The sequence below is a fragment of the Bradyrhizobium sp. USDA 3256 genome (assembly GCF_054058275.1).
The window spans coordinates 2,326,924-2,347,177 of record NZ_JBSSAE010000002.1; the positions used below are offsets into that span (position 1 = coordinate 2,326,924).

At 62.7% G+C, this 20,254-nt stretch carries 19 protein-coding genes; 11 read left to right on the forward strand and 8 right to left on the reverse strand.

The features are described from left to right. Positions 1 to 3: 3 nt before the first annotated feature. The 5 genes from ACVWY5_RS12400 to ACVWY5_RS12420 all read right to left on the reverse strand — a co-directional run bounded on the left by ACVWY5_RS12400 (position 4) and on the right by ACVWY5_RS12420 (position 5,055). Positions 4 to 1,299: a glycerate kinase type-2 family protein gene (locus ACVWY5_RS12400; RefSeq protein WP_028334100.1), complete on the reverse strand. Its 1,296-nt coding sequence runs from the start codon at positions 1,297 to 1,299 to the stop codon at positions 4 to 6. Between the two features lie 30 nt (positions 1,300 to 1,329). Further along, the gene (gene oxlT / locus ACVWY5_RS12405; protein WP_028334101.1) at positions 1,330 to 2,688 is read right to left on the reverse strand and encodes an oxalate/formate MFS antiporter; all 1,359 of its coding nucleotides are present in this window, start codon (positions 2,686 to 2,688) and stop codon (positions 1,330 to 1,332) included. A gap of 65 nt (positions 2,689 to 2,753) precedes the next feature. Next, complete coding sequence (locus ACVWY5_RS12410) at positions 2,754 to 3,536, reverse strand: fumarylacetoacetate hydrolase family protein (protein WP_028334102.1); 783 nt, start codon at positions 3,534 to 3,536, stop codon at positions 2,754 to 2,756. A gap of 5 nt (positions 3,537 to 3,541) precedes the next feature. Beyond that, positions 3,542 to 4,561: a 2-dehydropantoate 2-reductase gene (locus ACVWY5_RS12415; protein ID WP_028334103.1), complete on the reverse strand. Its 1,020-nt coding sequence runs from the start codon at positions 4,559 to 4,561 to the stop codon at positions 3,542 to 3,544. An 80-nt stretch (positions 4,562 to 4,641) separates the two neighbouring features. Then, positions 4,642 to 5,055 carry a CBS domain-containing protein gene (locus tag ACVWY5_RS12420; RefSeq protein ID WP_028334104.1) on the reverse strand — a complete coding sequence of 138 codons (414 nt, stop codon included), beginning with the start codon at positions 5,053 to 5,055 and terminating at the stop codon, positions 4,642 to 4,644. 239 nt (positions 5,056 to 5,294) lie between these two features. Here ACVWY5_RS12420 and ACVWY5_RS12425 point away from each other — a divergent pair, with 239 nt between their 5' ends. The 4 genes from ACVWY5_RS12425 (at position 5,295) to ACVWY5_RS12440 (ending at position 9,947) form a co-directional block, all read left to right on the forward strand. Next, positions 5,295 to 6,143 carry an IclR family transcriptional regulator gene (locus tag ACVWY5_RS12425; protein WP_028334105.1) on the forward strand — a complete coding sequence of 283 codons (849 nt, stop codon included), beginning with the start codon at positions 5,295 to 5,297 and terminating at the stop codon, positions 6,141 to 6,143. 181 nt (positions 6,144 to 6,324) lie between these two features. Further along, positions 6,325 to 8,112, forward strand: coding sequence for a glyoxylate carboligase (gene gcl / locus ACVWY5_RS12430; protein WP_028334106.1), 1,788 nt, complete (start codon positions 6,325 to 6,327; stop codon positions 8,110 to 8,112). A gap of 36 nt (positions 8,113 to 8,148) precedes the next feature. Next, positions 8,149 to 8,934 carry a hydroxypyruvate isomerase gene (gene hyi, locus ACVWY5_RS12435; protein WP_028334107.1) on the forward strand — a complete coding sequence of 262 codons (786 nt, stop codon included), beginning with the start codon at positions 8,149 to 8,151 and terminating at the stop codon, positions 8,932 to 8,934. A 125-nt stretch (positions 8,935 to 9,059) separates the two neighbouring features. Next, positions 9,060 to 9,947, forward strand: a complete 888-nt coding sequence (locus ACVWY5_RS12440; protein WP_028334108.1) for a 2-hydroxy-3-oxopropionate reductase — start codon at positions 9,060 to 9,062, stop codon at positions 9,945 to 9,947. 26 nt (positions 9,948 to 9,973) lie between these two features. On the opposite strand, the gene ACVWY5_RS12445 is transcribed toward ACVWY5_RS12440, so the two are convergent. Continuing rightward, entirely contained in the window at positions 9,974 to 10,300 is a 327-nt protein-coding gene (locus ACVWY5_RS12445; protein WP_051376131.1) for a hypothetical protein, read from the reverse strand. Positions 10,301 to 10,344: 44 nt separating this feature from the next. Next, positions 10,345 to 10,875 (reverse strand): hypothetical protein, encoded by a 531-nt coding sequence (locus ACVWY5_RS12450; protein WP_050386257.1) that lies wholly within the window; start codon positions 10,873 to 10,875, stop codon positions 10,345 to 10,347. Positions 10,876 to 10,941: 66 nt separating this feature from the next. On the opposite strand from ACVWY5_RS12450, the gene ACVWY5_RS12455 reads away from it, so the two are divergent. Together ACVWY5_RS12455 and ACVWY5_RS12460 are read left to right on the forward strand one after the other, a co-directional pair. Further along, positions 10,942 to 11,553 (forward strand): exopolysaccharide biosynthesis protein, encoded by a 612-nt coding sequence (locus ACVWY5_RS12455; protein ID WP_028334109.1) that lies wholly within the window; start codon positions 10,942 to 10,944, stop codon positions 11,551 to 11,553. A 108-nt stretch (positions 11,554 to 11,661) separates the two neighbouring features. Then, on the forward strand, positions 11,662 to 11,934 hold the full coding sequence (locus ACVWY5_RS12460; RefSeq protein WP_016842183.1) for a DUF2312 domain-containing protein: 273 nt from the start codon (positions 11,662 to 11,664) through the stop codon (positions 11,932 to 11,934). Between the two features lie 206 nt (positions 11,935 to 12,140). Here the strand turns inward: ACVWY5_RS12460 and ACVWY5_RS12465 are convergent, their stop codons facing one another. Beyond that, positions 12,141 to 12,725 (reverse strand): alpha-ketoglutarate-dependent dioxygenase AlkB, encoded by a 585-nt coding sequence (locus tag ACVWY5_RS12465; RefSeq protein WP_321176796.1) that lies wholly within the window; start codon positions 12,723 to 12,725, stop codon positions 12,141 to 12,143. A gap of 506 nt (positions 12,726 to 13,231) precedes the next feature. Between ACVWY5_RS12465 and ACVWY5_RS12470 the strand changes: the two genes are divergently transcribed. From ACVWY5_RS12470 to ACVWY5_RS12490, 5 genes are all read left to right on the forward strand, one after another. Beyond that, positions 13,232 to 14,218 (forward strand): ABC transporter permease, encoded by a 987-nt coding sequence (locus ACVWY5_RS12470; RefSeq protein WP_051376134.1) that lies wholly within the window; start codon positions 13,232 to 13,234, stop codon positions 14,216 to 14,218. A 59-nt stretch (positions 14,219 to 14,277) separates the two neighbouring features. After that, positions 14,278 to 15,300 carry a sugar ABC transporter substrate-binding protein gene (locus ACVWY5_RS12475; protein WP_028334112.1) on the forward strand — a complete coding sequence of 341 codons (1,023 nt, stop codon included), beginning with the start codon at positions 14,278 to 14,280 and terminating at the stop codon, positions 15,298 to 15,300. 114 nt (positions 15,301 to 15,414) lie between these two features. After that, positions 15,415 to 17,526 (forward strand): ABC transporter permease subunit, encoded by a 2,112-nt coding sequence (locus ACVWY5_RS12480; RefSeq protein WP_028334113.1) that lies wholly within the window; start codon positions 15,415 to 15,417, stop codon positions 17,524 to 17,526. A 3-nt stretch (positions 17,527 to 17,529) separates the two neighbouring features. Then, complete coding sequence (locus ACVWY5_RS12485; RefSeq protein ID WP_028334114.1) at positions 17,530 to 18,648, forward strand: SMP-30/gluconolactonase/LRE family protein; 1,119 nt, start codon at positions 17,530 to 17,532, stop codon at positions 18,646 to 18,648. After that, on the forward strand, positions 18,645 to 20,186 hold the full coding sequence (locus tag ACVWY5_RS12490; protein WP_051376137.1) for a sugar ABC transporter ATP-binding protein: 1,542 nt from the start codon (positions 18,645 to 18,647) through the stop codon (positions 20,184 to 20,186). Before ACVWY5_RS12485 ends, ACVWY5_RS12490 begins: the two co-directional genes overlap by 4 nt. The last annotated feature ends 68 nt before the right edge of the window (positions 20,187 to 20,254 follow it).

Genomic DNA, 20,254 nt, shown 5'->3' on the forward strand with positions numbered 1-20,254 from the left:
GGATCACCTCGTCGGTGGCTGGCCGGCTGCGATCAGCACGGCACGGATATCGTTGACGTTCGTAAGCGTCGGCCCGGTGCGCACGAGGTCTCCAAGGCGGTCAAAGAACGTATAGCTGTCATGGGCTGCCAGGTGCGCCCGTGCGTCAAGCAGATTCGCGGCGGCGCGCCGCAGCGTATCCGGACCGATCAAAGCGCCAGCCGCATCTTCCGTTCCATCAATTCCATCGCTGTCGCCCGCAATGGCCCAGATATCGCACGTACCTGATAGGGCTATGACAAGACCAAGCAAAAACTCGGTGTTGCGGCCGCCGCGGCCCGCCGGGCCGCGTCCGATCGTAACCGTCGTCTCGCCTCCCGACAGCAGCACCGCGGGGGCAGGGCCTGGCTGTGCATGCCACGCGACCGACCGGGCGATGCCGGCCATCACGGTTCCGAGTTCCCGTGCCTCGCCCTCGATCGCGTCTCCAAGAATGATCGGCGTCAGGCCTTCGTCCCGGGCGGCGTTGGCCGCAGCGTCAAGCGCATGGAATGGAGCGGCAAGGATGCGGACATCAGCATCGATCTCGCCGGGCTTGGGTGTCTCGTCAGCTTGTTCAAGCACAAGCCGCGCCGCTTCCGGCAGGTCGATGGCAAACCGGCCAACGATCTCCAACGCATCGGCTTTTGTGCTGCTGTCCGGCAGCGAGGGACCGGAGGCGATCGCCGCGGGATCGTCGCCAGGAATATCTGAGATCACAAGGGTCATGACGCGGGCGGGACGGGCGGCCAGCGCCAGCCGCCCGCCCTTGATCGCGGACAGATGTTTGCGGACGACGTTCATCTCGGCAATCGTCGCGCCGCTTGCAAGGAGTGCCCGGTTGACCGCCTGTTTGTCGGCGAGGGTCATCGGAGGTGCCGGCAGGGTCATCAGCGCCGAGCCACCGCCGGACATCAGGGCGATGACGAGATCGTCTGCTGAAAGCCCCTCGACGGCGTGCAGCATGCGAAGGGCCGCGGCCTTGCTCGTGTCATCCGGCACGGGGTGAGACGCTTCGAGCACTTCGATACGGCCGGCTGGAACCGAATGGCCGTGGCGCGTGACGACGACACCTGAAAGCTCGACGTCAGGCCATGCCGCCTCGAGGCCCGCCGCCATTGCCGCCGACGCCTTACCCGCGCCGACAACGATGCATCTGCCCTTCGGCTTTGCCGGCAGGGCGTCGGCAATCGTGATCCTTGGATCGGCGCTCGCGATGGCGGCGCCGAAGATTCGCCGCAGGGCGGTCCGAGCCCGCACATCCGTCCATTCGTCGCTCAATCGCTTGCGCTCCGGCCGATGGGTCTCTTGTTATGGCGCCTTCTCGAGACGGTCGTAAGACACGGGTGCCTCCAGTCGACCGCCTTCACCGGGAAAGACCTTTGCGCGAGCGATTGCGGCGCTTGCCGTCGCTTCACTGCCGAGAATGAACGCGCGCCGCATCGGCTTGATCAGAAACAACGCGGTGAGGGCAGCGGTGGCATTGAGCGCGACCGCGACGATGAACACGGCCTGCCAGCCGAGCTGGGAAGAGATGATGCTCGCGAGCGGCACGAGCAGCGCCGCCGTGCCCTTCGCCGTGTAGAGCATGCCGTTGTTGGTGGTTGCGTATTTGGCGCCGAACGTATCGCCCGACGTCGCCGGAAACAGGCTGTAGATTTCGCCGAAGACGCCAAAATAGATCGCCGTGGCCAGCACGAAGACAACCGGAATGTGACCGTAGGTGGACAGCGTCAGCAACATCAGCGCCGCAGTCGCGAACGCGATGAACATCGTGTGCTCGCGGCCGATGTTATCGGACACCCAGCCAAAGAGCGGACGGCCGAAACCATCGAAGACGCGATCGAGCGAGATGGCAAAGGTCAGCGCCGCCATCTGGAAGCCCGCCAGGGTGACCGGCGTGTCCGCGATCTTGAAGTCATGGGCGATCGGCCCGATTTGCGCGGCGGTCATCAACCCGCCCGAAGCCACCATGACGAACACCAGGTACATGACCCAGAAGATCGGGGTGCGCAACACCTGGGGCGGAGTGTAGTCGATCGCACTCTGAGGCAGATTGAGACGCTTTTTCCTGGGTGCTTCGACGCCATGCGGTGGCCGGACGAACCAGGCCAGCAGGATGACGATGAGGCCTTGTCCGATCCCGAAGGTCAGGAAGGTGCTCTGGTAGCCGCCGGCGGCAATCATGTTGGCAATCGGTACGACGGTGAGGGCCGCACCGGCGCCAAACCCGGCGGCGGTTGCTCCTGCGGCCAGGCCGCGCCGGTCCGGAAACCATTTCAACGCATTGCCGACGCAAGTGCCGTAGACGGCGCCGGCGCCAATGCCCGCGACGACAGCTGCCGCATAAAGTGTGACGAGAGAGGAGGCGTATGAGTTCAAGACCCAGGCCAACCCGATCATCAGGCCGCCGAACATGATGACAATGCGGGGGCCGTATTTGTCCACGAACCAGGCCTCCACCGGCACAAGCCATGTCTCCGTCATCACGAAAATCGTGAAGGCGAGCTGGATGGCTGGACGACCCCAGTGAAACTTCGCGTCGATCGGATCAACGAACAGCGTCCAGCCATATTGCAGATTGGCGATCATCGCCATGCAGACAATTCCGATCGCCAGTTGCAGCCAGCGGAAGCCGCCGGGCGCTGATGCCGGATTCGTGGAGATCATGTACGCTCCTAAGGCAGATAATCGTCGTTTGGACCGGCTGCGTCGGGTTATCGTCCCGCCGCAGCCTACTGACGGAATTCGTTGGTCAACTCGCCGATTCCGTCGATCGCGACGGTGACCGTGTTGACGGGCTCCTTCATGACCCCGACGCCAATCGACGTTCCGCAGCAGATCAGGTCGCCCGGCAACAGCGTCATGTCGTGCGAGATCTTGCTGACCAGCGTCTGTGCGCTGAAGATCATGTCCGCGATCGGGTAGTTCTGGCGCTCGACGCCGTTCAGGATGGTGCGCACCATAAGGCGTGCGGGGTCGAGGCCTGACGCAATCACGGGGCCGAAGGGGCCATATCCATCGAAGCCCTTGGCCCGCGCCCATTGCGGGAAGGTCGGGTCGCGATTGAGGATGTCCGCGGCGGTGACGTCGTTGGTGCAGGTGTAACCGAAGATGAAGGCGTCGGCGTGTTCGGGGGCGACCGCCGTGCAGCTTTTGCCGATGACGATGCCGAGTTCACCTTCGTAGGTCGTCTTGCCATCATAGCCCAAGGGACGCCTGATGACGGCACCAGGCGCGGTGACGCTGGTCGGCGCCTTCAACAGGTACAGCGGTTCGGCGGGCTCAGGTGATTTCAGCTTCTCCGCAAGCGCGTGAAAATTGTTCCAAAGCGCGATGACCTTGCTCGGTTGCGTGGGGGCCAGCAGCTCGACGTTATCCAGCGCCAGCGTTTGTCCAGTCGGTCGCGGGTCGCCGAACATGTCCCCGTCGTGCACGGAGATGCCGGACGGGGTGAGTTGCCCGAAGCCGATTTCGGCATGGTGGCGGAAGCGGACCCAGCGCGTAACATTGGCCATCGGGATCACGCCACCGCCAGCGTTTCTGCTGCTGCGGCGCCGGCCGCCCCGTCATAGAGGCCGGCCAGCCTGGTGCGCTGCGCGACCAGCGCCAGCACCGCATCGAGGGCGGGCGTCGCGATATCAGTCATCCGGCCCATCTCCTGCACCACGGTGATCAACGGATCGATCTCGACCGGACGTCCGCGCTCGAGATCCTGGAGCATCGAGGTCTTGTGTGCGCCAACCTTGCGCGCACCTTCGATGCGGCGTTCGACATCGACGCGGAACTTGACGCCGAGGCTTTCCGCGATCGCCTGGGCCTCCAGCATGATCGCCCGTGACAGCGCGCGCGTGCCGGGATTGCTGCAGATCACGTCGAGGGTCGCGTGGGTGAGGGCGCTGATCGGGTTGAAACAGACGTTGCCCCACAGCTTGAGCCAAATCTCGTCGCGAATGCGGTCGAGGACCGGCGCTTTCATGCCCGCGGCCACGAACAGCTCGGAAAGTTTCTGGACGTCGGATGTGATCTCGCCGGAGGGCTCGCCCAGCGGAAAGTTGTTTCCGTAGACATGGCGGATCACGCCGGGCGCCTCGATTTCGGTGGCGGGGTACACCACGCAGCCGATTGCGCGTTCGGGGCCCAGCTCGTTCCACTGCCGACCGCCAGGATCGATGCTCTCGAGCGTCGATCCTTCGTGCCGTCCGCCGTGCTTGTGGAAATACCAATAGGGAATGCCGTTAACGGCGGTGACGATGCGGGTCCGATCGCCGAGCAGCGGCCGCATCGGCTCGATGACCCCGGTGATCGAATGCGCCTTGAGGCAGATGATGACGTAATCCTGCTCGCCGAGTTCGGCGGGGTTATCGGTACAGCGAGGATGCACGACACGCTCCTCGTCGCCGATCAGGAGCTTCAGGCCGTTCTGCCGCATTGCGGCGAGATGCGCACCCCGCGCGACCAGGCTGACATCGGCACCAGCGCGCATAAATTCGACACCGAGATAGCCGCCGATCGCACCGGCGCCGTAGATGCAGATTCTCATCAGATCCTCGCAAGCAAAGTGGGGACACAGCAGGAGCCGCAGCGGCTCGAACCGAGTAGCAATGGCCTTGGGTAAGTCTGTCAGGCCGCGCAGGCGGCTTCCTCGTAAGCAAGGGTGATGTCCCGCATGCTCACGACGCCGACGAGCCGGCCGTTGTCGATGACGGGGACATAGCGGATCCCATGACGGGCCATGAGGCGCTCGACATCCGTGAGCGCATCTTGCGAATTGCAGGACAGCAGCGGCCGCGGCGAGATGAACTGCGCGACTTTCATCGCAAGACCATTGGTGCCGCGCTCGGCGATCACAGCAACGACGTCGCGCTCGCTGAACATTCCGATCACGGCGGCGTCCTTGCTGCGCGAGGCGTTCCTGACCACGAGGGCGCCGACATTGCTCGCGTACATCAGGTTCGCTGCAATGCTCACGGTTTCGTTCGAGCCGATCGTCACCACGTGCGCATTGTTGGCGCGAAGGATGTCCCCGACGTACATGGCATCGTCCTCCCGGTTGCTTGACTGGGTCGCTGTGAAATGGATCGTGGTATACATTATCCCAGATGTCAAACAAAAGAATCGAGCCATTTGCTAGGAAGAATGGCAAAAATACTGACCTATTCGCGAGTGCTGGCACCTTGACTTCAGGGCATTTTGGTATGCCATATGCCAATTATGGCGCTCGTTCTCGACGAGCAATTTCGTTCTGAACCGCAACCGGTTAGGGGCAGGTCGTGATGAAAAGAGAGCCGATCCGACGCAAGCCGTCCGATCCCGATCTTCGCGCGCAGCCGGAGCCGGACGCGCGCGACGGCGGCGTTCAGTCCGTTGATCGCGCCATGCAAATCCTGGAGACACTTGCAGAGGATGATGAAGGCTATCGGCTGACCGATCTGGCGATCCGCACCGGCCTGTCGCCCTCGACCGTACATCGGCTGCTGACCACGCTCGAGAACCGCAGGTTCGTTCAGTTCGACCGCGACGAATCCAAGTGGCACATCGGCGCGCAAAGCTTCGTGGTCGGCTCGACCTTTGTGCGCCGTCGGAATTTTGCTGCGCAGGCGCTGCCTTATCTGCGCAAGCTGCGCGACCAGACCCGGGAAACGGCCAATCTTGCGGTGGTCGATGACGAATCCATCATCGTCGTGTCCCGCATTGAAAGCCGGGAGATCATGCGCTCGCTGACCAAGGTCGGCGGGCGCGTCGCAATGATCGCCTCCGGAGTGGGGAAGGCGGTGCTGGCTACCTATTCCGACGCCGACGTCAATGCGATCATTCGTCGTCAGGGCATGCCGCGGCTGACGGAAAAATCGATCGTGCGGCCCGGCGAGCTGTTCAAGGAATTGGAGAACGTGCGGCGTCTGGGTTATGCGGTGGATGATGAAGAGGCGCGCCTCGGCCTGCGTTGCGTGGCCGCCGTCGTCTTCAACGATTGCAACGAGCCATATGCCGCAATCTCGGTATCCGGCATGGCGGACAGGCTGACGAACGAACGCTTGCCCGAAATCGGTACGATCGTGCACCGGATCGCAGCCGAACTCACGGCCGAACTTCGTGGAAACCGCACGCAGCAAGCGCAGGCGTAAGGCTGGCTGCAATTCCGTCCGCAACAATTTCCATTTCTACGCTGACGCTAATCGTTTGAAGACGCGCAAGAAATCGCGAGCGTTGCCACAGCGCGGAAATTCCAATCGATTGCGTTGAGATCGATGCTCGCGGGCCTGATGATCCTGCTCAGGCCAACTCATAGCGAAGCGGGATCATCACATGAAGATGCGAGCAGTCGATGCAGCAGTGCGCATTCTCCAACGCGAAGGGATCACGTGCGCATTCGGCGTTCCCGGCGCGGCGATCAATCCGCTTTACTCCGCACTGAAGCGCAACGGCTCGATCAGTCATATCCTGGCACGGCACGTCGAAGGCGCCTCGCATATGGCGGAAGGCTATACCAGGGCGAAGGCGGGCAATATCGGCGTCTGCATCGGCACATCGGGTCCCGCCGGCACCGACATGATCACCGGCCTCTATTCGGCGATCGCGGATTCGATTCCGATCCTCTGCATCACCGGTCAGGCGCCGCGGGCGCGGCTCTACAAGGAGGACTTCCAGGCCGTCGACATCGAGGCGATCGCAAAGCCGGTGACGAAATGGGCCGTCACCGTGCGCGAGCCGGCGCTGGTGCCGCGCGTGTTCAGCCAGGCCTTCCATGTCATGCGGTCGGGACGGCCGGGACCGGTGCTGATCGATCTTCCGCTCGATGTGCAACTGGCCGAGATCGAGTTCGATGACGAGACCTATTCACCGCTGCCGGTCTACAAGCCGACGGCGACGCGCAAGCAGATCGAGAAGGCGCTCGAGATGCTGAACGCCGCGGAGCGGCCGCTGATTGTGGCCGGCGGCGGCGTGATCAACGCCGATGCATCCGAGCTGCTGGTCGCCTTCGCCGAAGCGGTCAACGTTCCGGTGGTTCCGACGCTGATGGCGTGGGGCGCTATTCCTGACGATCATGCGCTGATGGCAGGCATGGTCGGCTTGCAGACCAGCCATCGCTACGCCAACGCCACGATGCTCGAATCCGATTTCGTGCTCGGCATCGGAAATCGCTGGGCCAACCGGCATACCGGCTCAATCGAGACCTACACGAAGGGCCGCAAATTCGTCCATGTCGACATCGAGCCGACGCAGATCGGACGGGTCTTCAATCCGGACCTCGGTATCGTCTCGGACGCCAAGGCTGCGCTGGAAATGTTCGTGAGCGTCGCCAGGGAGTGGCGGAGGTCCGGGAGGCTACGCGATCGGCAAGCCTGGCCCGCCGCCTGTCGCGACCGCAAGCGTTCGATGCTGCGCAAGAGCCACTTCGATAACATCCCGATCAAGCCCCAGCGCGTCTACGAGGAAATGAACAAGGCCTTTGGCCGCGACACCTGCTACGTGACCGTGATCGGATTGTCGCAGATCGCGGGCGCGCAGTTCCTCAATGTCTACAATCCACGCAACTGGATCAACGCTGGCCAAGCCGGCCCTCTCGGCTGGACGCTGCCGGCCGCGCTCGGTGTGCGCGCCGCCGATCCCGACCGCGAAATTGTCGCGCTGTCGGGTGACTACGACTTCCAGTTCCTGATCGAGGAACTTGCTGTAGGGGCCCAGTTCAATCTGCCGTACATCCACGTCGTCGTGAACAATTCATATCTCGGGCTGATCCGGCAGGCGCAGCGCGGCTTCGACATGGACTATCACGTCCAGCTCTCGTTCGAGAACATCAACGCGCCCGAGATCGGCGTTTACGGCGTCGACCACGTGACCGTCGCGGAAGGACTGGGCTGCAAGGCGATCCGGGTCACCGATCCGAACGACGCGCAGGCGGCTTTCGCGACAGCACGCGCGCTGATGGCGAAGCATCGCGTGCCGGTGGTGGTGGAGTTCATTCTCGAGCGCGTGACCAATATCGCCATGGGAACGGAGATCGACAACATCGTCGAGTTCGAGGAGGTGCTCGATCTTCCGCTCGATGACGTGCCGAGCGCATCACGATCCGGCACATTGTTGCCGGCCTGACGACATCTTTCAGCGCTTCAAGCGGAGATACGACCCGTGCCTCAATTTGCCGCCAATCTCACCATGCTCTTCAACGAGCTGCCGTTCCTCGATCGGTTCGCTGCCGCCAAGGCCGCCGGCTTCAACGCAGTCGAGTATCTATTTCCTTATGACTTCGAAAAGGGCGCGTTGCGCGAGGAATTGGCGCGCTGCGGGCTGACCCAGGTGCTGCATAATCTTCCGGCCGGCAACTGGGCCGCCGGCGAGCGTGGCATTGCGATTCTGCGCAATCGGGTCGATGAATTTCGCGACGGCGTGGTGCGCGCAATCGACTATGCAAAGGCGCTGGATTGCCGGCAGCTGAACTGCCTGGTCGGCATCGCGCCAGCCGATACGGATAGGGCAGACCTGCAGGAAGTCCTCGTGTCCAACCTGCGCTTCGCTGCCGGCGCGCTCGCCCAGCACGGCATCAAGCTCCTGGTCGAACCGATCAACACGCTCGATATTCCCGGCTTCTTCCTGAACCGTACGGAACAGGCGGTGCAGCTGATTTCCGAGGTGGGCTCATCCAATGTGTTCATCCAGTACGACATCTATCACATGCAGATCATGGAAGGTGACATCGCGCGGACCCTGCAGAAGCATCTCGGCCGGATCGCGCATGTCCAGCTCGCCGACAATCCGGGGCGTTATGAGCCGGGAACCGGCGAAATCAACTACTCCTATCTGTTCAAGCATCTTGACAGCATCGGGTATCGAGGCTGGATCGGGTGCGAATACAAGCCGCGGACGACCACGCTCGAAAGCCTCGGCTGGCACGCCGCACAGACTTTCGTGACCTAGAGGTTTTTCCGTTCCGATTGAATCGGGACGGAGCTCTGGAATTTTATTTGACGCATTTTCTTCACGCGAGCCGAGAGTCGCTCGCCGGAAAAACGCCTTCACCCGGCTGACAGGGAGCAACGACAATGAAAGACATCGGATTCATCGGACTTGGCACTATGGGACGTCCGATGGCCGGCCACCTCCTGGCTGCCGGCTATCGTCTGTTCCTGCACGACGTCGTACCTGTTGCGCCCGAGTTGATCGCGGCCGGCGGCATCGCTTGCGAGTCTGCCAGGCAGGTGGCGCAGGAAGCGGACGCCGTGATCATCATGGTACCGGACACTCCGCATGTCGAAGCCGTGCTGTTCGGTCAAGGCGGCGTCGCGGAGGGTATCTCCAAAGGCATGATCGTGACGGATATGAGCTCGATCTCTCCGCTGGCGACGAAGGAGTTTGCACGCTGGATCGATGCGCTCGGGGCCGACTATCTCGACGCGCCGGTCTCCGGCGGCGAAGTTGGCGCAAAGGCGGCCAGCCTGACTATCATGGTTGGCGGGCGGGAGCGCGCGTTCAATGCGATGAAGCCCCTGTTTGAAACGATGGGGAAGAATGTCACGCATGTCGGCGGCAATGGCGACGGCCAGACCACCAAGGTTGCGAACCAGATCATCGTGGCGCTGACCATAGAGGCGGTGAGCGAGGCGTTGCTGTTCGCCTCCAAGGCGGGGGCCGACCCCGCGCTGGTGCGCCAGGCGTTGATGGGTGGCTTTGCGTCGTCCCGGATCCTTGAAGTGCATGGCGATCGCATGCTGAAGCGCAATTTTGATCCGGGCTTCCGCATTGAGCTGCATCAGAAGGATCTCAACCTCGCGCTGGAAGGCGCGCGCGCGCTCGGCTTGTCGCTGCCAGGCACTGCCGCCGCCCAGCAGCTGTTCAACGCCTGTACCGCCCTCGGCGGCAAGAGCTGGGACCATTCCGCTATTCTGAGAGCGCTGGAGGTCATGGCAGGCCACGAGGTTGCCGCTGCCTGAGCTCCATGGGAGGGCGGCGCAGGACGTCAGGAGGTACCTGTCGGCTTGGACATTGCTGAAAGCGCGCGTCTCAGGGCAGTGGCGGCGACACCGCCTGCGCAGCAGCCGGCGCCTTTGACGAATATGTCTTTTATGTAGCCATGCCTGCCGGCGAGCAGCTTTTGAATGAGTTCGAAGCCGACAATGACGGCGAGCAGTGCCAGCAGGATTGGCAGGACATGCTTCGGATAGGCGAGCGAAAAGACGGCTCCGACAACGAAGAGCGCCGCAAAGCGATCGGCGTTTGGCGATATCAACGTGTGGGGACGAAATGCCAGCGTTGTATCGGTGACGATGAAGAGGCCCAGGATCAAACCCCAAGCCAAATATCGGAATACGGTTCGGGGCATTTCTGAGCTCAACGGGCCATGCCGCCGGGCGCGACATTGAGCGGTGCGCCGCCAATCGAAATGGGACCCGAAGGCTTGGCGGCCCGAGGCGGCGGTTTTCTCGGCTGCGGGGTAGTTGGCGCTATCGGGGCACGCGGCACCTCGGCCGTAACAGGTGGCGGCGGCGCTGCCGGCGAGGGCAGATGCTGCAACTCTTCGACCTTCGAGGTCAGGACCGCCAACTGGTCGGTAATGGCCTTCAACTGCGCCTGGCCGTCGGCTACCGACCGATCGAGTGCGGCGAGGTCTTCCTCGAGCTTCTGTTGGGCCGCGAGGAGAGTTGGCAACGCCTCCTTGTCGCTCGTCGTCATCGCTCCGCCGGACGATTCGTGGCTTATGGCGGGGACCAATGCCGCGACTTCGGGCCAAGCGTAGACGCTGCCGGCGCCGACAAGGGCGACGACGACGATCAGAAGAAACCACGGCCAGCGGCGGCGACCGGCGGGCAGGGGGCTGTTCGGCGCATGGCCGTGCCACGCCTGGTCGGAATCGTTGTCCATCAATGCTTCCTAGGCGCCTCTGGCATTCGTTGCAATCGATACGGAGTTCGACCATGTTACCGGGTAATGCTTCATTTGCCCGTTCCCCCCTCAGCGCCTACCCGTACTTCCCAACTCCTCGAAGAACTCGTCGCGCAAGCACCTGACGGCCCCATCGACCTCGAATGGCTCCTCAGCCATCTGGACAGGCGCTCGTTCGGGCTGCTCCTGCTGTTGCTGGGGCTGCTTGTGATCGTCCCCGGCGTGGCCACAATTGCGACGCTGGCCCTCCTGTTTCCGGCGGTCGAGATGATGTTGGGGCACAGTGCTCCATCTTTTCCCCGCTTCCTGTCGAAGCGGCCGTTCGACTTCAAGCGATTCAAGCGCTTCACCGTCAGGGCGGGTCCGCTGCTGCGCGCGATCGAGAACATCAGCCGGCCGCGCTGGAACGCGCGCCATGACGTGACTGACCGGCTTGTTGGGCTGGTCGTGTTCCTGTTGGGTCTGTTGGCGGGCTGGCCCCTGCCTCTGGTCAACGTCATTCCCGGGATTGTGGTCGTCCTGATCGCGATCGCTTACCTGCAGCAAGATGGTCTGCTGTTGGCCGTAGCAATGGCGGCCGCGGTGATGTCCCTGCTTGGCCTTGGATGGACGCTCTGGACGTCGGCCGCGGCCGTGATCAGCTGGATCGCGATCTGAAATACCGCGGCAAGTCGCGGGGTAGATGCGCTACAGGATCGATGAAGCTTAAGACATTGGTTATCACTTTGCTTTCATTTTCACCGCCTCATTCAACAAAGAGGCACCATGTCTGACATCACCATTCCCGGCGGAAAAATTCGTTCCTTCATCGAGCGGATCGAGAATCTGGATGCTGAACTGCAGGAACTGAACGAGCAAAAGAAGGAAGTGTTTTCGGAAGCCAAGGGTGAGGGTTTCGACGTGAAGATCCTCAAGGAGATCGTCAAACTGCGAAAGCAGGATCAGGATGAGCGCGACGAGCGCGAATCGCTGCTCGATCTCTATATGCGCGCGATGGAAACGGCACCGGCCGACAAGGCTGCTGCGAAAGCGGCGTGAGACGCCCGATGCGTTCCCCGCGATCGACATCCGGGGGCGCGCGATCTCTCGGCGGACGAACTTCCCAAGCTCGTCCGCCCCGTCCCATCAACCATTCGCGCGGCGTTGGTCGCACCTTCCGTTCATGATTGCGTCTTCCGGTCGGATCGAAGTAGCGCTCGATCGGGGTTGATGCGGCGATACGCGGTTGAACCGGCAATCCAAGGTCATCGCGACGCTTTGGCGCCCCGCGCCATGGTTCGAAAGGTGATCGAATATCTGGGGGCCTCGACCGGCGGAATGCTGTGCTCCCATATCTGCCGTGCATCACCGGTCATCAGATAGAGCGATCGGGGCGCCGCATCGAGCGTGAACCGCTCCCATCCGCTTTCCGTCCGGCGTCGGAAGCGGAACTTGCATGCGGATCCCAGGGACAGTCCGACAATCCTGTCGAAATGCGGCTTGTCGCGGTGCCAGCCGATACCGACGCCGCGATCATACTCGGTGCACAGGATCTGCCCGATCTCGGTCGACGCGCCGCCGAAGGATTGGATCGCAGCGACGATGCCGCTTAACCAGGAGGGGATCGGTTCGGCACATTCCAGTCGGCGCGACCCATAGTCGTACCGGTAACCGAACGAAGCCACGCGGCGCTTGCCTTCGAACTGTCCGAACTGGAAGGGGGCAAGCGGAAGTGCCCCGATGTGGCTGATGAGTTCGCCCTCGGTCGCTTTGGACATGAAATCCGGCGCGTAGTGCAGACCCGCCGGTCCTGCGGCGGGCCCATCGAACATCGACAATTGCTCGGACAATCTGGTGCCGTCAGTGTTTGCGAACCTGTCACGCATATGGGCGCGCCGAGACTGAATTTAAACCGGCCGTCAGGTCACTCGGGTTTCCACCTGGCGCGGCTTCGATGGGAAGACGGCGTCAACGCGCGGTCGCGGCATTCTCTTTCGCCACGATCTTTAGGCCTTGGCCAGGAAGCGACCGCCGCTACGTCGTCGGTTCGTCCCTCGCCACGGCTGATGGCGCTGTGAGGCCCAGTCGACCTCAGGCGGCAAGCACTCAGGCCTAAATGTATCCAATATCGACGCGTCGGCTTCAAGAAGCTGATCAAACTGAGGAAAGTGCGCTTCGATTGGGCGCAGCCGATTGTGCATATATCTAAGTATTTGCAAATAGTTAATTGATATTCAGGTGTAAGCGCATCCTTGGGTCGAACTGGTTGCTGTCCAAATCTTGGATACGGAGATTGACTTCTGGATACATTCTGTTCAATTTCCACCCACAATAAAATCAATCCTGGGAGGACCCGGTGACCGGCAGTTCGGGCGCGCGCGGGGCGAAATTGACGCAGACGACGGCCGTGCTGGTGATGTGCGCGGTCCTGATCGTCATTTTTTCGATCTTCCTGAAGGGCTTCCTGACGCTGGGCAATGTGTTCGCGCTGGCGCGCAACATTTCGATACTCGGCATTCTCGCGCTCGGCATGGCGGTCGTCGTGATCGGACGTGGACTCGATCTGTCGCAAGTCGCCTCCTTTGCCGCTTCGACCGCGATCGCGATCATCCTGATGAACTCGGGCTACGCGACGCCGATCGCGCTGCTGATCGGCTTCGTGATGGCGATCGCCATCGGCATCCTGAACGGGTTTCTGATCTCGGTGATCGAGATGCCGCCGCTGTTGACGACGCTGGCGTCGAGCCTGGCGGTGCTGGGGATCGTGCGCACCACAGCGGTGCAGCACTATGTCGTCTATCTTTCCAAGGGGCATGACGAATTCCTGCGGCTCGGCGGAAACATCTGGGGCGGCGTTCCGATCTCGATCCTGATCTTCGCGGCTACCGCGGTCGTGGTGCATCTTTTCCTGTCGCGCACCGTGATCGGGCGCTTCGTCTATGCCCATGGCGACAATCCCGACGCCGCGCGTCAGACCGGTCTGCCGACCCGCCCGCTGACCATGATCGAGTACGCGCTGTGCGCCGCGATCGGGTATGTCGGCGGTGTCGTGATGGTCGCCCAAACGGCGCTGATGCATCTCCAGGTCGCGGAATCGACGATCATTTTCGACGTCATCATGGTTGTGGTGCTCGGCGGCGTCAGCCTCGTCGGCGGCCGCGGCAACGTGATGAGCGTCATCGCCGGAACATTGCTGATCGGCGTGCTGCTGAACGGCATGACCATCATGGACATGGACGTGCAGACCCAGAACATCGTCAAGGGAGTCGTGCTGCTGATCGCGATCCTGCTCGATTCCCGGCTGCATCCGCGCGACGAGGAGACGTCGAAGCAGGGCGATTAAAGCTCTGTATCAACCAACGGGCCGCAACAGTCGGCCGACATAACAGGGGAGGAATTGACATGACGAAAGCTGTGCACAGAAGGGCGTTCGCCGGCATCGGACTGGCCGCGATGGTGGCAACCGCCGCACTGGTGGCGGCCCCATCGCAGGCGGCCGGACCGCGCGACCAGCTGCGCGAGAAGTTCGACAAGTCGCTCAAGGGCAAGACGGTGGCCTGGTCGCCGGTCTGGATGGGCGTTCTGGAATCCGAATGGACGCGCGTGATGAAGGATCGTTTCGACGATTACGGCATCAAGCTCGTCACCCGCGACGCCAACATGAAATCCGACATCCAGCTCCAGACCGTCAGCGACTACATCAACGACAAGCCCGACGTGATCGTAGTGCAAAATCCGAACGTCACGCTGCTCGCCAAGGAGCTCAAGCGTGCGATGGACGCCGGCATCTACGTCGTGCAGGTCAACATGGCATCGAACACCCTGACCGACGCCTATGTCGGCGTCGATGCCAAGGATCTCGGCACCAAGATCGCGCGCGAGGTCATCAATCAGTGTGGCGGCGGCAAGGGCTCCGGCGAGGTTGCGATCCTTGAAGGCGAGGCGACCGCGGCCTATTCGCTCGACATGAAGAATGGCGCGATGGAGGTGTTCAAGACCGACCCGTCGATCAAGGTCGTGTCGTCGCAGCCGACAAGCTGGGACGCCAACAAGGCCGGCGATATCACGACCACCGTGTTGCAGCAGCATCCCAAGCTGTGCGGGATCCTCAGCGTCTGGGGACCGCAAACCGCGGGCGCGGCGCAGGCGATCAAGGCCGCCAACATGGGTGACAAGGTGAAGGTGTTCGTCGCCAGCGACGGCCAGCCTGCGGATTGCGATCTGCTCGAGCAAGGCGCGTTCTCCGCGAACCTGTCGTATCGCGCCGACGTGCAGGGCCAGACCATCGCCGACGCGGTGATTGCGCTGTTGCAGAGCGGCGACAAGCCGGGCGCGAAGAACATCGCCTATTACACGACCCCCGCCTGGGTGAAGTCGAAGGATGATCGCATGTACTGCTTCAGCATCCCGAAGGGCGCGAAGTAAGTCGTTTCGGCGCCCGCGCCCACCGCGGCGCGGGCAAGCCGGAGCTGTCGATCCCAATCCCCTGCGTCGTCCCGCCGTTCGGCCGCTCCGCGCCGAGCCCGCCGGAGTCTGTTGATGAAGAGCCTGCAACGAGCCTGGCACCGCCATTCGCCCCAGTTGTTCCTGGGCGAACTGCTTGAGAAGCGCTGGATGGAGCCGATCATTCCATTCACGCTGACGATCGCGGTTTTCCTGGCCTTCGCGATCATGATCCCGCGCTACCTGACGGCGGGCAGCCTGCAGGAATTGATGCGGAATTTCGCGGAGCAGGGGATGGTCGCGGTCGCGATGGCCTTCTCCGTGCTGTCGGGCGGCATCGACCTGTCGGTCGGCGCGGTGTTCGCGATGTCGAACTTCCTCGCGCTCTATCTGTATCTCATCCTCGGGCTGCCGCTGCCGGTGACCATCGTGCTTGTCGTCCTGTTCGGCGCGGCGATGGGCGCGATCAACGGCGGCCTGATTGCCTACGGCAAGACCCGGCCGTTCCTGACGACGCTCGTCGTCCTCATCATTGTCCGCGCCGCCTACAACAAGGTGACGGTCGCGTTCACGAACGAGCTCGCGAGCATCGACAGCGGGTCCAGTACCTGGGACTTCATGGGATCGGGGAGGGTTCTCGGCATTCCCTTCAATATGCTGGTGCTGATCCTGCTTGCGGTCGGAACCCACTTCTTCCTCACCCGCATCAAGCCCGGCGTCCACATCATGGCGGTCGGGTCGAGCCGCAAGGCGGCCCGCCACGCCGGCGTCAACGTCAAGCGCGTGCTGTTCTCGGCCTATGTGATGTCGGGCGCGATCGCGGCGCTCGCGGGAATCCTCTATGCCGCGCGGCAGAGCAGCTCGGGCACCGACACCGGCGTCGGCTGGGAGATCAACGCGCTGGCCGCGGTGGTTCTCGGCGGCATCAGCCTGGCCGGCGGCCGCGGCACCATCGCGCGCGCCGTCATGGGCGCGGCGATCATCTTCATGCTCACCAGCGGCATGGTCCGGCTCGGCATCTCCGGCAACCTGACGACCGCCATCATCGGCATCATCCTGCTGCTTGCGGTCGGATTCAACGTGAAGTGGGTCAAGAACAAGGGCAAGGTGCTGCAAAAGGTCTATGTCACCCCAAGCTGGGTTGATTTCGAGCCGCCGCCGTCGGTCGAGCGGGGCAGCGGCACGCCGTTCGCGGAGAACGATCGCCTGAAGAACGCGGAAGCGATCGCGCTCAACATGATCGAGGGCCCGGAAGACATCATCCTTGACCGCAAGGACAACCTCTACACCGTCAACCGCAACGGCTCGATCATCCGCTTTCTCGCGCCTGACTATACCGTGCGCGAGGAGTTCGCACGCATCGGCGGCCGGCCGCTCGGGTTGGCGTTCGATCGGGATCAGAACCTCCTTGTGTGCATCGCGGGCATGGGCGTTTACGGCGTGAAGCCCGATCGCTCGGTCTTCAAGGTCACCGACCGCACCACGCGCACGCGTACGCGCCTCAAGGACGACTCGCGGCTCTATCTCGCTGACGATCTCGACGTCGCGCCGGACGGCAAGATCTATTTCAGCGAGGCCTCGACCCGCTATGAACTGACCGACTGGGCGCTCGACGGCTTCGAGGGGCGCGGCAACGGCCGGCTGATCTGCCATGATCCGAAGACCGGCACCACCAGGACGGTCCTCAAGAACCTGACGTTCCCGAACGGCATCTGCATTTCGCATGACGGTCAGTCGGTGCTGTGGGCGAGCACCTGGCTATGCCAGATCAACCGCTTCTGGATCGCCGGCCCGAAGGCGGGCACCAGCGAAATCCTGATCGACAACCTTCCGGGCTATTGCGACAACATCAACCGCGCCTCCGACGGCAAGTACTGGCTCGCCTTTGTCGGCCTGCGCACGCCGGTCTACGACCTTGCGATGCGCAACCCCGTTTTCCGCACCCGCATGGTCAAGCAAATCCCGCCGGACGAGTGGCTGTGCCCCGGCATCAACTACGGCTGCGTGGTCAAGTTCGACGACAACGGCGCGGTGACGGAATCGCTCTGGGATCCAGGCGGGCTTTCGCATCCGACCATCACGTCGGTCCGTGAACACAAGGGCCATCTCTATATCGGGGGCTTGGAGAACAACCGCATCGGCCGCATCCGCCTGCAGGACGCCGACCCGACCTGGGAAGCGCACAAGTCCTATTGGGGAGGGGCCTGAGCCATGTCTCTGCTTGGCGATATCATCGATCGCGTGCTGTCCCCGAACCGGGAAATTCACGGCATTCCGGTGCTCGACGGCGCCTTCTCCCCGAACCAGCGGCTCGATCAGGCCCGCCAGCTCGGCGACGAGATCGAGCGACCGGACGACATCGCGCTCGGGCAGGACGGTGCACTCTACGTCTCGACCGGCAACCGCGTCCTGCGTTGCACGGGAGACGACTTCAACACGCGCGCGGAGTTCGCGACGCTCGACGGCCCGGTCGGCGGGCTTGCCTGCACGCCGGACGGCCGGCTGCTCGCCTGCGTCTCTGGCGTGGGGTTGGTGGCGCTTTCGCCAACTGGCGAGATCGCCGGCAAGCTCGAAAGCGTCGGTGGTGAGAAGATTGCCTGCCCGTTGTCGGTGACGGTCGCGCCGGACGGGGCGATCTTCCTGACCGACGGCTCGCGAAACAATCGGGCAGAGCATTGGCTGACCGACCTGATGCAGAACCGCGCCCCGTCGGGCCGGCTCATCGCTTGCAATTCCTCGCTCGGCAGTGCGAGCGTGCGTGCGGACAAGCTCGCATGGCCGCTCGGCGTGGTCGTATCCGGTGACGGCAGAGAGGTCTGGGTCGCCGAATCCTGGGCCCACCGCCTGACCGCTTTTTCGCGCGCGGGTGACGACAGGCGCGTGATCGTCAAGAATCATACCGGCTACCCGGCGCGTCTTGCCCGAGGCGCGAACGGTGAGGTCTGGATGGCCTTCCTTGCGCTGCGCACGCAATTGACCGAATTCGTCCTGCGCGAGCGGGCATTCTGCGAAGAGATGATGCGGACGGTACCACCGGAGCTTTGGATCGGGCCGGCGCTGGATGGCCGCCTCAATCCGCGCGAACCGACCCAGATCGGCCGCATCAAGAAACTTGGTATCCAGAAGCCGTGGGCCCCGCCGCGTTCCTATGGCCTTGTCGCCCGGCTCGACGCCAAGGGCACGGCGACCGAGACGCTGCACAGCCGGGTCGATGGTCGGGTTCATGGAATAACCGCCGTCCGCCCGATCGGCTCGCGTGTGCTGGCGGTGTCCAAGGGACGCGATTGCCTCGTCGAACTGCCGCCTGGTCGCGGCATGCAGGAAGGATGAACGCCATGCCGGCGGAACAACAGGCAGGGACGCCGCTGCTTCAGATCGTCAACGGCAGCAAGGTCTATGGCGGTCTGCACGCGATCGACGGTGTCAATTTCGATCTGCGGCCGGGCGAAATCCACGCGCTGCTGGGGGAGAACGGCGCGGGGAAATCGACGCTCTGCAAGGCGATCGCCGGTGCGATCGTGCTGACTTCCGGCGACTACTTGATCCAGGGACGCAAGGTTTCGTTCGCGTCGCCAAAGGAAGCGCTCGAGGGTGGGGTCGCGATGGTCTACCAGGAATCCAGCCTGGTCCCCTCGATGACGGTGGCGCAGAACCTTGAACTCGGTATGGAGAAATGGGTCACGGTCTACAGCAAGATCAACATTGCGGCGACCCAGTCGCTGCAATCGATGAACTTCAACGTCGACCCGCTGGTGCTGGTGGAGAATCTCGGAACCGCCAAGCGGCAGATGGTCGAAATCGTGCGTGCGGTTCGCCACAACGCCCAGGTCTTCATCTTCGATGAGCCGACCGCATCGCTGACCCCTGAAGAGACTCAGCATCTGTTCCATCTTCTCAACACCCTGAAGGAGAAGGGCGCCGGGATCATCTTCATCTCGCATGCACTGGAAGAGGCATTGAACATCGCCGATCGCATCACCGTGCTGCGCGATGGCAAGCTGGTCGCCACCGTACCGGCGAAGGACGTCACGCGGGACGCACTCGTGCGGATGATGGTTGGCCGTGAGGAAACGGCAGCGCAGTACGCGACCCACGGGGCTGATCCGGATGCGCCGAAGCCGCATGCCTCCCGCGGTAAGAAGGTGCTTTCGGTCGAGAACGTGACGATGGGCAGCATCGTCAAGAACATGTCGTTCTCGGTGTTCAACGGAGAAGTCGTCGGGATCTTCGGGCTGGTCGGGGCAGGGCGCTCCGAGATCGCGCAGATCGTCAGCGGCGCGCGCAAGCGCAACTTCCTGCGCGGCGGGATGATCTATCTGCGGGACAAGCCGGTCCGCTACCGGGTGCCGCGGCAGGCGGTGCGCGACGGAATCGCCTATATCACCGAGGACCGCAAGGTCGACGGCTTCTTCGAGACGATGACGGTGGATCAGAATATCTATCTTGGCTATCTGTCGTCGCCGCGCGTCAAGCGGTTCCTTTACTCCACGCGCGAGATGAAACGGATCGCCGATCAATGGATCTCGGCGCTCTCGATCTCTGCATTGAAGCGGACGCTGAAAATTGTCGAATATTCCGGCGGCAACCAGCAGAAAGTCGTGGTGGGAAAGTCTCTGTCCCAGGAGCCTACGGTGGTCATCTTCGACGAACCGACGCGCGGTGTCGATGTGAGCGCCATTCCACAAATTCACGAGGCGATTCGCAGGCTGGCGCGCGAGAACAAGGCGGTTGTCGTTATTTCTTCCTATCTGCCGGAGATTCTGGCTATCTCGGATCGGATCCTGGTCGCTCGTGGCGGACGTATCGTCGAGGAAATGGCTCGGGCTGATGCGACCGAGGACAAGATCATGTACGCGGCCATTCATTGAAGGAGGGCCTTTCATGAGTCCTTATCAGCGGCCTCCCCATTGGAAGGACATGACGCGGGACGGCAACG